Here is a 14353-nt window from a genome sequence, read left to right as displayed (position 1 = left end):
CAATAATTGAGCAGATATAACATAGCTATCGCAAGAAAACGTCAGGTTAGTTTGGTCGATACAAAATACTATCACTGTATTTCGCGCTGTGTACGCCGTGCATTTTTATGCGGCGTAGACAACTTTACTAATCAATCGTATGAACATCGCAGAGGGTGGGTTGAAAGCAAGTTACTTGCCCTCGCTAACGTATTTTGTATCGATGTGTGCGCGTATGCAGTAATGAGCAATCACACTCATTTAGTACTCTATGTTGATGATAAAAAAGCCAAGCGACTAACCGATAAAGCCATTATTCAGTGGTGGCACAGGCTTTGTAAAGGCACTGTACTCACTAACAAATATCTGCAAGGTGAAGAGCTAAGTAAAATTGAATGGCTCTTTCTAAATGAAACAATCATTGAATACCGAGAACGCTTAGCTAATATCAGTTGGTTTATGCGCTTATTAAATGAAGACATTGCGCGCAGAGCTAATAAAGAAGATAACTGTACCGGCCGCTTTTGGGAAGGACGCTTTAAATCACAAGCCCTCTTAGATGAAGCGGCATTAATCGCCTGTATGGCGTATGTTGATTTAAACCCAATAAGAGCAAAGGCAGCAACAACACCTGAAACATCAGAGCATACCAGCGTAAAAATACGCATTGAAAGTGCCACTGCAGGTAAGCAACCGAAGCAACTCCTGCGCTTTTCAGGTAAATCAAAAAAGCACATGGCGAAAGGATTACCGTTTGAGCTTAAATCTTACCTTGAACTAGTAGAATTAACCGGGCGTTGTATACGCGAAGGTAAAGCAGGCTATATCGAAAGCAGCACTTTACCCCTGTTACAAAGAGTAAACATTACCCCCGAAAACTGGCTAAAACTCACCACACAATTTAGTCGCGTATTTCATGGTGCAGTAGGTCGCCCAGCGTCGCACGAAGGATACTGCGAACACCTAAACAGAAAGCGGCGCGCCAACATTAGTAACTGCGAAAAGCTACTGGCTTAAAGCGTTACTTCAAAAATTACCCGTTATTTCCCTTCACTGTGAAAGCACAGTATTTTGCATGCCTAAAAATGAATAAAAACAGCGTTATTTGAATATTATTTTAATAAGCAGAGAGATTGTCAAAGCTAAGGGGATTTTAAGCTCAGCAATGTTTATTTAGATAAACACCAAAGGGATTAATTATTAGAGTGGGTGTCATTTTAATTTTTTACTGTGAAAGCACAGTATTTTGCATGCCTAAAAATGAATAAAAACAGCGTTATTTGAATATTATTTGAATAAGCAGAGGGATTTTAAAAATTAAGGATGCTTTTAAGCCTAGCAATGTTTGTTTAGATAAACACCAAAGGGATTAATTATTAGAATGGGTGTCATTTTAATTTTTTTTAATTTTTTAACATTTTAGTTTTTCAGACGTTCAGGTTTAATTATGTTCTAAATCAAACCTAAACGCGTACACTTTTACGTATTGAAGTTAGTTTTTCTTGGATTGTCTCATCAACAACTCAATAATTTTTGCGTTATTTTCGATTGGGGATTTTGGAATATTGCTTCGGTGGGGCCGTATTCAACAATTTCGCCTCGTTCTAGTACTACCAGTTGGTCGCTAATATGGCGGACTAAACTAAGGTGATGGGTTATTAATATATAGGTTAATCCGGTTTCTAGTTGTAGCTTTAGTAATAAATTAACTATTTGTGCGCGTACAGAGGGGTCTAGAGATGAAAGTGCTTCATCGAGTACAACAACCTTAGGATCTAATATAAGTGCGCGAGCAAGCGCTACACGCTGTAATTGCCCTATGCTGAACATGTGCGGATAATATTGTTGATGATCTACTAATAACCCCACTTTTAACATGGTGCTGTCTATTTTTTCGGCGCGTTGTTGTTTGTCAAAATCGGTATTAAATTGCAGGCAATCATCGAGCATGTCGGCAATAGTCAGTGCCGGGTTTAGCGAGGTTGCTGAGTCTTGAAAAATCATTCTGATATGGCGACATTGTGGATCGCGAATGCCGTTATTTTCGATTATGTTGTTTTCGAGTAAAATTTGCCCGCTATCAGCGCTATCGGCTCCGGCAAGTAATTTTGCTAGGGTACTTTTTCCGGCACCCGTTTCACCAATTATGGCTATGGTTTCGCCTTTGCCAACACTAAACGAAATATTTTTAAGTACTGCAAATTTTTTACGGCTAAATAATCCAGCCCGTAAATTAAAGCTTTTTGATAATGCTTGTACTTTTAGTAAGGGTTGCACTATTTCATCTCCTTGATCAGCGGAAAATGACACGCATAACTATGCCCTTGGTGTTTAGTTAGCTTTGGCGCAATAACACATTCTCTTTGTGCTTGCGGGCAACGCGGCCCTAACCGACAACCAATTGGTAAATGTTGCAGCGTAGGAATGGTCCCTTTAAGCGCGTAAAAAGGCTCTTTATGCGCCAAACCATGTTCGTAATCGGGTAGGCTTTTTAGTAGTGCTTGCGTATAAGGGTGGCGTGGCTGGCTAAAAATACGATGCGTTGGGCCTGCTTCAACCATTTGTCCACAATATAAAACATGAATAGTATGCGACCAGTTAACAATTTCTTCTAGCTCATGAGAAATCATTAAAATAGACATGTTTTTTAACTGATTTAAGCTTTTTAACAATCTAAATACTTGTGCACGGGTGGTGCTTTCAAGTGCGGTGGTGGGCTCATCTGCAATTAATAATTTTGGCGTACGCGCAATTGCCATAGCAATCATCACTTTTTGGCACACCCCTTCTGAAAGCTCGTGGGGGTAGCTGCTAAGTATTTCTTCGTGGTTTTTAATACCGACTTTATGAATAAGTGCTTTTACTCTGTCTTTGCGCTCGCGATTACGCTTTAAGAAAAACCCTTTACTTGCTACCTCAGGTAAGGTTTCGGCTATTTGATCAAATATTTTAGCGGTAGGGTCAAGGCAGCGACTCGGATCTTGATAGATCATTGCTATGTCTTGGCTTACTACTTTACGGCGTTGCTCTGGGGTTAAACGCATTAAGTCTACCCCGCGCCAATGCACTCTATCAGCTGTTATTACCCAGCGTTCATTAAGCACTCCTACAATTGCTTTGGCGATTAAGCTTTTACCAGAACCAGATTCACCCACTAAAGCATGTACTTCGCCTTCTTTTAAACTAAAGCTCACTCTGTCTACGGCTCTAATAACGGTTTCAGAGGTGTGTAATTCAATGGTTAAGTTTCGAACATCAAGTAATTGCATTTAATCAGCCTTACGCGCTTGTAAAACTTGGCGAAGTCCATCGCCTACTAAGTTTGTTGACAGTACCGCTAAAAACAACAGTACGCCTGGTAGGGCTACAGTCCAGGGGGCTAAATATATAAGCCCGAGGTTTTCGGCTAAAATTGCACCCCATTCGGTTGTAGGTGGTTGCGCGCCTAATTTTAAAAAACCTAAAGCGGCTATATCTAAAATAGCAGTAGAGAGCGCCATGGTAAAAATAACCACTATATATTCATATATATTAGGGTAAATCCCTCGCGACAATATATGCCAATTAGAGGCGCCATCGAGCCGATAAGCGGTGATGTAATCTTTACTCAGCTCATCTACAATTAAGTTGCGAATAGAGTGAATAAATTGCGGCAGCAGTGCCAAAATAATTGCCCATACGGTATTCATTAAACCTGGGCCTAATATCGCTATAATAATAATTGCCAGCAACAACGACGGAATAGAAAGCGTTATATCCAGTAAGTGATTTAAAAAACTGGAGCGAAGCCCACGACTAATACCAGCAAAAGTGCCTACGAGTAAGCCAATGACAGTGGTTAAAAACGCTGCAATAATTGATAAGCCAAATGTATACGTTGCGCCGTTCATTAATCTAGAAAGCACATCGCGGCCTAAATCGTCGGTGCCTAAAAGAAAACGTACGTCACCCATTTCGCGCCACGAGGGCGGAATAAGTAAGGCATCACTATGTTGCTGATTAACCCCATAAGGGGCTAAAAAAGGTGCACTGGCGGCCAGTAAAGCAAAAGCAATAAACACCCATAAACCAACGAGTGCAGGGTGGTTGGTTTTAAATTTTCGCCACAGCCGTGCTAGGGGCGATTTATTCGACTCTTCAGAAAATAAGTTAAACTTTGCCATGAGCTTGGTTCCGTGAGAGTGGGTCGAATAGAGTATAAATTAGCTCTGCGATTATGGTGGCAAAAATAATAAATAAAGAAACCGCCATTAAGCCACCTTGTATAGCGGGGTAATCACGCTGATAAATACTATCAATTAACCAGCGGCCAATCCCAGGCCACGAAAAAATAATTTCAGTGATCATTGCCAGCGTAATAAGCGTGCTAAATTGTAAACCAATTTGCTTAATTACCGGTAACAATGCATTACGCAGCGCATGGTGCATTATAAGTTGCCTGCGATTAAGGCCTTTTGCGCGCGCAGTTTTAATAAAGTTTTGATCCATTACTTTAAGCATAGATTCGCGAGTAAAGCGTATTAATACCGTAGTGGGGTACATAGCCAGTACTATGGTAGGCAAGGTAAGGTGGTGTAAGGCGTCAATAAAAGCCATGCCCTGGTACGGAAAGTTTGCCAAGCTAATATCAATTAAAATAAAGCCAGTAGTGGGTGGTATTTCATAGAGTAAGCTCATTCTTCCCGACATTGGAAACCAACCCAGTTGCAATGAAAATAGCATAATAAGCAATAATGCCAACCAAAAAATAGGCATGGAATAGCCTATCATAGTGGTAGAAGAAATAAGCTTATCGGGCCATTGTTTGTAATAAGCAGAGGCTAATATGCCCGTAGGAACACCAATAACAACCGAAACAAACAGCGCGTATATACTAAGCTCGAGTGTGGCAGGAATTAAGTCGAGTATTTGCGAAAATACGCTATCTCCAGAGGCAAACGACAGTCCCCAATCACCTTGCAATATGCGTCCTAAAAAAGCGATATATTGCATAAAATAATTACTATTATATAAATACTTATCTTCTAACTGGGTGTGTTGCGCAAAGTTATTACTGGGAATACCGCTTAAATTACTTAATGCATCGCCAGGAAATAAAAAGCTCAGTAAAAAAGTAAAAACGCTAAGCATTAATACCATAAAAACAAATAAACCAATGCGGCGTAAAATATAATCTAAGCGCATTATTTTTTCCTCGCATTAGCAAGCGAAATAGCACCAAATGGGCCGAGCGTTATGCCCTCTATATCAGCACTGCTTGCCTGAAAACGCATGCCGTGGGCTATTGGTATTAAAGGTAGCTCATTAATAATCATGCTTTGTGCAGCGTCATAATATTGTTTACGCAGTGCTATATCGGTTGTACTAAGCGCTTGGTTAAGTAAAGAGTCAAATTGTGGGTTACACCAATTTGCGGCATTTTTACCACTAAAGGTGGCCGTGCAACTTAGCAAAGGGCTAAAAAAGTTATCAGGGTCGGGCGTATCGGCAGCCCAGCCAAGTAGTACGCTGTCGTGTCGGTGCTCGCCAACACGCTGAATAAAGGTATTCCATTCGTATTCTATAATACTCACTTTAACCCCTATTTTACGTAAATCACTTTGCATTAGCTCGGCCATTTTACGGGCATTAGGATTATAAATACGACTGACTGGCATGGCCCAAATGTTCATGTTAAAGCCATTAGGTAAGCCAGCTTCAATAAGTAATTTTTTGGCTAAAGCAGGGTCAAAATTTGGAATGTTAGCTTGTGGTTCAAACGCCCACGAGGTGGGTGGTAAAATTGATTGAGCGCGAATACCATTGCCGTAATACACAGCCTGCATTATTTTATCTACGTCAATTGCATGAGCGAGTGCTTGTCGTACTCGTATATCGTCAAAAGGGGGGCGCTCAGTATTAAATGCCCAGTAGCCAATATTTAAGTTAGTTTCTTTTTCTACATTAATGTCGTCGCGCTGGGCTAAAATACTCAATTGCGCGCTACTTGGATGAGCAGTGACATCACATTCTTTGGTGAGCATTTTAGCTATACGCGTGGTGCCGTTAGGGGTAATGTCGTAAACCAATTGATCCAGTACCACGTCGTGTTTCCAATAAACTGGGTTTTTATAAAAGCGCACTAAATGGTCGCGCCTATACTCTTTATAAATATACGGGCCTGTGCCTACTGGGTAGTGATCAAACAAATTGGTTTGTTCGCTGGCTTTTAGTTGCATGGCATATTCTTGTGACAATACAACCGCAAAATCGGTGGCCATATTGGCTAAAAAGCTACTTTCGGCATTAAACAACTCAAACCGTACTTGATAGTCAGACACACGTACAATTTTACGAATAAGCTGATCAATTCCTACACTCTGAAAGTAAGGATAATTAGCATCGCCAACAAAGTGATACGGATTATAAACATCAAATAAGCGGCTAAAAGTAAAAATAACATCGTCAGCGTTAAAGTCACGGCTAGGCGTAAAATAAGCTGTGGTATGAAATTTTACGTCTTTACGTAAGGTAAAAGTAATCGATTTACCGTCTTTACTCGTTTTCCAATCGGTGGCTAATTCACTTTGAAATTCAGCTGTAACAGGGTCAATACTAATTAGGCGGTCGTATAATTGATTGGCAATAATATCTATAGTTGAGCCTGTTGTAGTTACCTGCGGATTAAACGACACAGGGTTTGCTTCAGCGCAATAAACTAAGCCTTGGTTTTTTTCTTTTAAGATTTCTTCTTTACTATCTATACACCCTATAAGGCTGGTTGATAGCAAAGCAAGTAATAATTTATGCACCTGCGTAACCTCTAACTATTATTGAACTATAACTAAGTAAACTGAAACTCACCCCTTGGTGTCGCTTGGGTATAGCAAGTTATATTTTTTCAGATAGCCACGTAATTGATGATACGTCAAACCCAGTACTTCTGCAGTTTTCTTTTGATTAAATTGGCTATGCTCTAAAGCTTTGTTAATCATTAAAATTTCAAAGTCGTTAGAGAGTTTTTTTAAGCTACATGGAAACTCAGTATTAATAGGCGCTGCACTTGGTAGTGCTTGAGCAACCGGCGCTGCGGCAACCGCTGGCTCAGGAGTATTAATGTTATTATTAACAAAAGCAGTAGGCTTTACTCGTGGTTTTGGCCTAAAACGGCTTTCAAATGGGTCTAAAATAATCTGATGAACGGGGATCTGTTCACTCCCATGGCGATACAAACTGCGCTCAACCACATTTTTTAGCTCTCGAATATTACCAGGCCAATCATAACTAAGCAGTGTTTCTGTGGCACTACGGGTAAAACCGCTAAACAATTGCCACTCTAAATCGCGCGCCATATTCATTGCAAACTGCTCTGCAAGCAGCATTATATCGCCTTGGCGTTCACGCAGTGGGGGAAGGGTTATTACATCAAAAGCCAGGCGGTCGAGCAAATCGCTTCTAAACTCACCTTGCTGTGCTAAATAAGGTAAATCTTCGTTAGTAGCGCACACTAAACGCGTATCTACTTTTATTGTTTGTTTACCCCCTACACGCTCAAATTCACCGTACTCTATTACGCGTAGCAGTTTTTCTTGTACCATTTCGGAGGTGTTTGCTAGCTCATCTAAAAATAAAGTACCGCTGTTTGCACGTTCAAAGCGGCCTTCGTGGCGTTTACTAGCGCCAGTAAAAGCACCACTTTCATGGCCAAATAATTCACTTTCGAGCAGGTTTTCGTTAAGCGCCGCACAGTTGAGCTTTACATAGTTTTGATCCCAACGTTTAGATAAAAAGTGTAAACGCGCTGCAATTAACTCTTTACCTGTGCCACGCTCACCAATAATAAGCACTGGTTTATCTAGGTTAGCTAACTGCGATACCTGATCAAGTACCGATAAAAAGCTATCAGATTGGCCGAGTAAGTTATCTTGTTGGCGATATTGGCTCATATTTCCTAACTCTTAGTCATTTTTACTAACAGTTAGTGTATTTCATAATGGGGGATAACTAAAGTAATTTGTAATTTGAGTTTAACTCTATGAATAAATTATGTATTTTAACTTTTATAAAGTTGGCAAGCATATTGATACAGTTATAGCAGACAAACTAAGTTTAAATTATAGAGGTAAATGTTATGGGAATTTTTTCACGTTTTGCAGACATTGTTAATTCTAATATCAATGCCATTTTAGATAAAGCAGAAGACCCAGAAAAAATGGTTCGTCTGATTATTCAAGAAATGGAAGACACCTTGGTAGAGGTTCGCTCTACGTCAGCTAAAACACTCGCTGAGCGAAAAGAATTAGTACGTCGCGTTGATACACTTAAAGCGCAAATGAATGATTGGCAAGACAAAGCTGAACTAGCGCTAAGCAAAGATCGTGACGATTTAGCACGTGCCGCTTTACTCGAAAAGCAAAAGTCAGCTGAAGCTGTAGCCTCAGTCGAGGGTGAACTTGAGCATGTAGGCTCACACATCGAAAAGTTACAACAAGAAGTAACCACGCTACAAGAAAAGCTAGCAGATGCTAAAGCTCGTCAAAAAGCGATTATATTACGTCAGCGTTCGGCTGAGTCGCGCCTTGAAGTTAAAAAAGCACTTGATAGCTCAAAGGTAGAAGATGCACTTAATCGTTTTGAGCGTTACGAAACTAAAATAGATGGACTAGAATCTCAAATAGAGTCGTACGATTTAGGCAAAAAAACCTTAGCAGATGAAATTGCCGAACTGCAAAAAAACGAAAAGGTAGACGATGAGTTAGCTGAGCTTAAAAAGAAGCTAGCAGATAAGTAACGTATAGCTAACGCATACCAATAATAATATAAGGGGCCCATGTGCCCCTACTTAAAACACTAATACGGATAGTCAGGAGAGGGTTATGTTTGATCCAGAAATACTCGTAGCACCATTTATTTTATTTATGATTTTTGTAGCGCCATTGTGGTTAATATTGCACTACCGTAGCAAAAAACAAGTAAGCCAAGGGTTAAGTGAACACGAGCATCGCCAGTTATTAGAGCTTGCTCAAAAGGCTGAAAAAATGGCAGACCGAGTCGAAACACTCGAAGCATTACTTGATCAAGAGTCGCCACAGTGGAGGCGTAAAGTATGAGTACCAAACGTGAATTATTAAGAGATCCGCAGCGCGGAAAAATAGCCGGCGTATGCGCTGGGCTAAGCGATTATTTTAATATGGAATTATGGTTAGTTCGTATTATATTTGTTAGTGCGGTATTACTAACTGGCGGCCCTTTATTTGTGGTAGCGTATATTGCAGCCTGGTTTATTTTAGATAAAAAAGAACCCACTAGCGCCTATAAAACAAATTCAACTAACTATGGCGATCCGCTAGAAGTGAAATTTAAAGTATGGCAAAAAGGCGAGCCACCGCGCCGCGCATTGCAAGACTTAAAAGAGCGTTTAACACGCGTAGATACGCGCCTACAAAATATAGAACGCTATGTTACTTCTACTGAATTTACGGTGAGCCGTGAAATTAACAAACTTTAAAGGATTTAATAGCACGGCAACTACACATTAAACAGTAAGTGAAGTGCTAAGTGCTAAACCATTATGAGTCGTACTTCATTTGCAAAAAAGACCTTTACCAGTATTAAAGGCAAAGCACAAAAAGCATTGCATCGCAGCTTAGATCAGCATGTAAAACTGGCTGTAACAGGTTTGAGTGGCAGCGGCAAAACAGCGTTTATTACCGCATTAGTTAAACACTTAACAAGCCAAGCGAGTGATAAAAACCTGCCTTTTTTTGATGTAATGCGCGAGCGCCGTCACATTGCCACTAAAGTAGTGCCGCAAGAGGCGCTTAAAGTGCCCACATTTAATTATACTCGAGCATTAAATGCGTTACTCCCCAGTGACGGCGAGCCAACATGGCCGCCTTCAACCGAGCGCATAAATACGCTGCGTTTAGCTATTAAGTATCAAAGTAACGCTGGGTTGCGTGGCCATTTTTCACCGCAATCAACACTTTATTTAGATATTATTGACTACCCCGGCGAGTGGTTGCTTGATTTACCTATGCTGGAGCAAAGTTATGCACAGTGGTGCGAGCTGCAATATCCGCTATTAACGCAGCATTTGCGGGTACATACCTCAAGTGAGTTTTTAACAGCCGTTGAGCAACTCGACCTAAATGCGCCGGTAGATGAAAGCGCACTTGCGCATATTGCACAGCTTTATCAAAGCATGTTGGTAGGGCTTAAAAAAGACACTAAATTAGCTATGCTGCAACCTGGGCGCATGTTAATGCCAGGCGATTTACAAGGCGCGCCATTGCTATTGTTTTTTCCAGTATCGGGTGAGATAAATAGTAATAACCTAGTTGCAGGCTCTAACTTAGCGCATTTAATTAAACGCTTTAACGCCTACGTTAAAGAAGTTGTAAAGCCTTTTTATAATGAACACTTTCGCCATTTTGATCGCCAAATAGTGTTAGTGGATGTGCTTAGTGCCTTAAACGAAGGGCATGCAACCTTGCAAGAGCAAAGTAGTGTTATTAATCAGTTATTGGCGCACTTTAGTTATGGTGAATCGGGCTTTTTTAAACGCTTATTTAAACCTAATATAGATAAAATATTATTTGCCGCTAATAAATCAGATCATATAACCGCTAAGCATCATAAAGATTTAGCACTATTACTTGACTCATTAGTGCACGAGCAAAGTAATCATTTAAAGTTTGATGGTGTGCAAATAGAAACCATGGCTATGTCGTCAATTACCGCAACACAGCCGCGCCAAGTAACCGACAAAGGCCAAACGCTAGACTGCATTTATGGCAAGCCACTTAACGAGCCTGATTGGCTAACCTACTTACCGCCACAGCCGCCTAATAGAATGCTTAATAAAAGTGAATGGCCAGCGCAAGGGTTTGAGTTTTTATCGTTTTCGCCAATGCCAAGCCCAGATAAGCAGTTAAAACATATTCGATTAGATCATGTGATGCAGTACCTGTTAGGAGACAAGTTAGCATGAGTGAATCAAACCAAGAGTTTCAAGCAGGACGTCGTATAAATACCCAGAGTATGGAGCAAAACGAACCTGAATTGGCGCCTGCAAAAATAATTGAACATGGACAAAGTGATTACCAAGAAGATAATGACGAAGCGCTAGAGCCAGAAATTGACCTAGCGCCAGTATATAAAAAGTCAAAATGGCAAACGCTCAAAGGCATTTTTGTTGTTAGTTTTATAGTGCTGGTGTTGTTAGAGTTCGCTTTTTCATTGGTACTGGCTTTTCAACAGTCGATTATTTTAGGCAGTATATATTTAACCGCTGTAGTGAGTGGGGTGTTGCTAATAGGGCGCTTATTATGGCGCGAATACCGAATGCTGCGCAGTTTAAAACGTAACCAGTTACATCGCCATGAAGCCGACAGGCTGTTAAATAGCGAGCAAGTAGGCGGCGCATTACCTTGGCTTGAAAAACTAAATAAACATCAGCAACTTGATAACTTTGAAACTTTTAAAAATCAAGTGGCAACGCATCACAGCGATAAAGAAATAATGACGCTGTACGCCAATAGTTTATTAATAACGCAAGATACCCAAGCTAAAAAGCTAATTAATCGCTTTGCAACTGAATCGGCGTTACTAGTTGCGCTTAGCCCGCTGGCGCTGGTGGATATGATGGCTGTTCTGTGGCGTGGTACTAAGTTAATAGAGCAAATAGGAAAAATTTACGGGATTGGTTTTGGTTACGCAAGTCGCATAAAACTGTATCGCATGCTAATAAAGCAAGTAATGTTTGTGGGCAGTGCCGAGCTTATTTCTGATTTAGCTGCAACCGCGCTAAGCGCCGAGTTATTAGGTAAGCTTTCAGGGCGAGCAGCACAGGGCTTAAGTGCCGGTATATTTACCGCGCGCATTGGCTACAAAGCAATGGAACTAAGCCGCCCATTACCTCGGCTTGAAAATAAACGCAATTTATTAAAAAGTACGGTACAAAACATTGCTAGTAAAATTATTAGCCGTAAAAAGCCCGAGACAACGGAATAAGCAGTATTAAGAAATACTTGGCAATATTTATGTACAGCTAAAAGTATAAATATTGCACAAGTAGCCATCTGAGCATCCGGGATGCTTGTGCTTTGAATGCCCATACGTTTTGATTGAATGCTAATACCCAATAACAATCAAAATAAGAGAGTATTCAATGAGCAAGCATCATATAAACACCCAATGTATTCACGGCCCGCAAAAAGCAAACGACCCTCACGGCGCACTCACTTCTCCTTTGTATCAAACCTCAACTTTTCATTTTGAAAATGCAGCGCAAGGTGCAGCACGTTTTGCTGGCGATGAGCCGGGCTATATTTATACCCGCCTAGGCAACCCTACTACTACCGAGCTTGAACAAAAAGTAGCGCAATTAGAGGGCTGTGAAGCGGCTGCAGCAACGGCAACTGGTATGGGGGCGGTATCGGCCTCAGTACTTAGCTTTTTATCGCAAGGGGATCATTTAATTGCATCGAGTGCTTTATATGGGTGTACCTTTGCGTTTTTCTCGCACATGTTGCCGCGCTGGGGAATAGAAGTCACCTTTGTTGATATGACCAACGAGGATGAACTACGCGCTGCAATTAAACCCAATTCAAAAATGATATTTGTAGAAACGCCCATTAACCCCACTATGGCGGTTATCGATTTAGCATTAATTGGCGCCGTTGCAAAGCAGCACAACTTAATTAGCGTGGTCGACAACACCTTTTTAACGCCATTACTACAATCACCTAAGCAGTACGGTATCGATATTATAGTACACAGTGCTACCAAATATTTAAACGGCCATGGCGATGTGGTAGCGGGCATTGTATGTGGATCTATGGAGCATATAACGCTAATAAAAATGACGGTGCTTAAAGACATTGGCGCCACTATAAGCCCGCACGATGCTTGGCTTATTAATAGAGGTTTAAAAACCCTCGCCATAAGAATTGAGCGCCACTGTATCAGCGCACAAACAATTGCCGAATACTTAGAAGCGCACCCACAAGTAAGTAAAGTTTACTATCCTGGGCTTAAATCGCACCCTGGATATAAATTTATTGGCAAACAAATGAAAGCGGCAGGCGGTGTTATTGCTTTTGAGCTAAAAGGTAGTTTGCAGCAGGGGGCGCAATTCATTGATAGTATGCGGCTTTGTACAATTGCCGTAAGTTTAGGCGACGCTGAAACACTTATTCAACATCCAGCCTCTATGACCCATTCACCTTACACACCAGAGGAAAGACTCGCTGCAGGTATTAGCGATGGATTAATTAGGCTTTCGGTTGGACTTGAAGATGTTAACGATATTATTGCTGATCTTCATCAGGCATTTACTCAAATAAATTAGAGTGTATTTAATTGTGTACGATATTTTGCATCTTTAAAGCTTGTAATTGCTAGGTTGTTTTAAATTATTTACTTGCGTGTAATTTTAAGTGCACAAGATGGCTGATCGTGGCTAATACAGATGTAGCCCAAGCTATTAAACTTTTGTTCACTTTTGCATAGTATGGCTGCAATCGGTATCCAAGTTACTTGGGTATCACCCTGACACCGGTTTCGGGTTAATCCCAAAGAAGGTACTAATGGCTAAAGCAAGTAAATACACCTCCAAAACACCAGATGAAAATGGCGTTATACATTGGAGCGATGAAGAAAATAAAATTTGGTCTGAGCTCGTAGCGCGCCAACTTGCGTGCATTGAAGGCAAAGCCTGTAACGAATATATGGAAGGTTTAAAAAAAATAAACCTGCCACACGATCGTATTCCGCAACTTAGTGAGCTAAACGAAGTACTGCTAGCCACTACCGGTTGGCAAGTAGCGCCAGTGCCGGCACTTATCGACTTTGATGAGTTTTTTCGGTTACTGGCCAATAAGCAATTTCCGGTGGCGACTTTTATTCGTAGCCGGGATGAGTTTGATTACCTACAAGAACCCGATGTGTTTCATGAAATATTTGGTCACTGCGCTATGCTTACTAACCCTGATTTTGCAGAGTTTACGCATAAATACGGAAAACTTGGCTACGCGGCAGAGAAAAAAGATCGTGTATACCTAGCGCGCATGTACTGGTTTACCGTTGAATTTGGTTTAATGCAAACCGATAATGGTTTGCGTATATACGGCGGTGGTATTTTATCAAGCCCAGGAGAAACCCAGTACGTATACTCAAGCACGCCAGAAATTACGCCAATGAGTGTATTAGATGTGCTGCGTACCCCGTACCGAATTGATATTATGCAACCGCAGTACTACACCATAAATTCGATTCATGATCTGTTTGATATATCGCAAATGGATATAATGGCTTTGGTTGAACAAGCAAAAGAACTTGGCTTGCACGACCCAAAATTTTCACCAAAAGAAAAATTAGCTAGTTAACTTTA

14 protein-coding genes are annotated in these 14353 nt (G+C 40.8%); 8 read left to right on the top strand and 6 right to left on the bottom strand.

The features are described from left to right. Positions 1 to 21: 21 nt before the first annotated feature. Complete coding sequence (locus tag AAEY55_RS00445; RefSeq protein WP_350549803.1) at positions 22 to 996, top strand: transposase; 975 nt, start codon at positions 22 to 24, stop codon at positions 994 to 996. Between the two features lie 498 nt (positions 997 to 1494). Here the strand turns inward: AAEY55_RS00445 and AAEY55_RS00440 are convergent, their stop codons facing one another. The 6 genes from AAEY55_RS00440 to pspF are packed head-to-tail and all read right to left on the bottom strand — an operon-like array spanning position 1495 to position 7904. Continuing rightward, on the bottom strand, positions 1495 to 2256 hold the full coding sequence (locus tag AAEY55_RS00440; protein WP_011328713.1) for an ATP-binding cassette domain-containing protein: 762 nt from the start codon (positions 2254 to 2256) through the stop codon (positions 1495 to 1497). Beyond that, on the bottom strand, positions 2256 to 3248 hold the full coding sequence (locus AAEY55_RS00435) for an oligopeptide/dipeptide ABC transporter ATP-binding protein (protein WP_011328712.1): 993 nt from the start codon (positions 3246 to 3248) through the stop codon (positions 2256 to 2258). Before AAEY55_RS00435 ends, AAEY55_RS00440 begins: the two co-directional genes overlap by 1 nt. After that, entirely contained in the window at positions 3249 to 4142 is an 894-nt protein-coding gene (locus AAEY55_RS00430) for an ABC transporter permease subunit (protein ID WP_011328711.1), read from the bottom strand. Continuing rightward, positions 4129 to 5163 (bottom strand): ABC transporter permease, encoded by a 1035-nt coding sequence (locus AAEY55_RS00425; RefSeq protein WP_350549568.1) that lies wholly within the window; start codon positions 5161 to 5163, stop codon positions 4129 to 4131. The genes AAEY55_RS00430 and AAEY55_RS00425 overlap by 14 nt, the downstream gene beginning before the upstream one ends. Further along, positions 5163 to 6770 (bottom strand): ABC transporter substrate-binding protein, encoded by a 1608-nt coding sequence (locus tag AAEY55_RS00420; RefSeq protein WP_350549565.1) that lies wholly within the window; start codon positions 6768 to 6770, stop codon positions 5163 to 5165. Before AAEY55_RS00420 ends, AAEY55_RS00425 begins: the two co-directional genes overlap by 1 nt. Positions 6771 to 6818: 48 nt before the next feature. Then, complete coding sequence (pspF, locus tag AAEY55_RS00415; protein WP_086997934.1) at positions 6819 to 7904, bottom strand: phage shock protein operon transcriptional activator; 1086 nt, start codon at positions 7902 to 7904, stop codon at positions 6819 to 6821. A gap of 185 nt (positions 7905 to 8089) precedes the next feature. Between pspF and pspA the strand changes: the two genes are divergently transcribed. The 7 genes from pspA (at position 8090) to phhA (ending at position 14348) form a co-directional block, all read left to right on the top strand. Then, positions 8090 to 8749, top strand: coding sequence for a phage shock protein PspA (gene pspA / locus AAEY55_RS00410; RefSeq protein ID WP_041454499.1), 660 nt, complete (start codon positions 8090 to 8092; stop codon positions 8747 to 8749). 85 nt (positions 8750 to 8834) lie between these two features. After that, positions 8835 to 9068 (top strand): envelope stress response membrane protein PspB, encoded by a 234-nt coding sequence (pspB, locus tag AAEY55_RS00405; RefSeq protein ID WP_011328706.1) that lies wholly within the window; start codon positions 8835 to 8837, stop codon positions 9066 to 9068. Further along, complete coding sequence (gene pspC, locus AAEY55_RS00400) at positions 9065 to 9466, top strand: envelope stress response membrane protein PspC (protein WP_011328705.1); 402 nt, start codon at positions 9065 to 9067, stop codon at positions 9464 to 9466. The genes pspB and pspC overlap by 4 nt, the downstream gene beginning before the upstream one ends. Before the next feature lie 63 nt (positions 9467 to 9529). After that, positions 9530 to 10951: a YcjX family protein gene (locus tag AAEY55_RS00395; RefSeq protein WP_086997937.1), complete on the top strand. Its 1422-nt coding sequence runs from the start codon at positions 9530 to 9532 to the stop codon at positions 10949 to 10951. Continuing rightward, the gene (locus AAEY55_RS00390) at positions 10948 to 11973 is read left to right on the top strand and encodes a YcjF family protein (RefSeq protein ID WP_011328703.1); all 1026 of its coding nucleotides are present in this window, start codon (positions 10948 to 10950) and stop codon (positions 11971 to 11973) included. Before AAEY55_RS00395 ends, AAEY55_RS00390 begins: the two co-directional genes overlap by 4 nt. A gap of 157 nt (positions 11974 to 12130) precedes the next feature. Further along, positions 12131 to 13312 (top strand): methionine gamma-lyase, encoded by a 1182-nt coding sequence (gene megL / locus AAEY55_RS00385; RefSeq protein WP_011328702.1) that lies wholly within the window; start codon positions 12131 to 12133, stop codon positions 13310 to 13312. Between the two features lie 238 nt (positions 13313 to 13550). Beyond that, positions 13551 to 14348 (top strand): phenylalanine 4-monooxygenase, encoded by a 798-nt coding sequence (gene phhA, locus AAEY55_RS00380; RefSeq protein WP_011328701.1) that lies wholly within the window; start codon positions 13551 to 13553, stop codon positions 14346 to 14348. The last annotated feature ends 5 nt before the right edge of the window (positions 14349 to 14353 follow it).

Source organism: Pseudoalteromonas sp. 120-MNA-CIBAN-0494 (assembly GCF_040308885.1).
In the GTDB taxonomy this organism is placed as follows: domain Bacteria; phylum Pseudomonadota; class Gammaproteobacteria; order Enterobacterales; family Alteromonadaceae; genus Pseudoalteromonas; species Pseudoalteromonas nigrifaciens.
The sequence above is the reverse complement of the archived record's forward strand: the minus strand, read 5'-3'. Positions and strand labels throughout refer to the sequence as shown.

Coding starts and splice junctions, on each gene's coding strand:
- pspC (WP_011328705.1), top strand. CDS start 9,065: ATGAGTACCAAACGTGAATTATTAAGAGATCCGCAGCGCGGAAAAATA.
- AAEY55_RS00435 (WP_011328712.1), bottom strand. CDS start 3,248: ATGCAATTACTTGATGTTCGAAACTTAACCATTGAATTACACACCTCT.
- pspA (WP_041454499.1), top strand. CDS start 8,090: ATGGGAATTTTTTCACGTTTTGCAGACATTGTTAATTCTAATATCAAT.
- AAEY55_RS00390 (WP_011328703.1), top strand. CDS start 10,948: ATGAGTGAATCAAACCAAGAGTTTCAAGCAGGACGTCGTATAAATACC.
- AAEY55_RS00430 (WP_011328711.1), bottom strand. CDS start 4,142: ATGGCAAAGTTTAACTTATTTTCTGAAGAGTCGAATAAATCGCCCCTA.
- AAEY55_RS00425 (WP_350549568.1), bottom strand. CDS start 5,163: ATGCGCTTAGATTATATTTTACGCCGCATTGGTTTATTTGTTTTTATG.
- phhA (WP_011328701.1), top strand. CDS start 13,551: ATGGCTAAAGCAAGTAAATACACCTCCAAAACACCAGATGAAAATGGC.
- AAEY55_RS00395 (WP_086997937.1), top strand. CDS start 9,530: ATGAGTCGTACTTCATTTGCAAAAAAGACCTTTACCAGTATTAAAGGC.
- megL (WP_011328702.1), top strand. CDS start 12,131: ATGAGCAAGCATCATATAAACACCCAATGTATTCACGGCCCGCAAAAA.
- pspF (WP_086997934.1), bottom strand. CDS start 7,904: ATGAGCCAATATCGCCAACAAGATAACTTACTCGGCCAATCTGATAGC.
- pspB (WP_011328706.1), top strand. CDS start 8,835: ATGTTTGATCCAGAAATACTCGTAGCACCATTTATTTTATTTATGATT.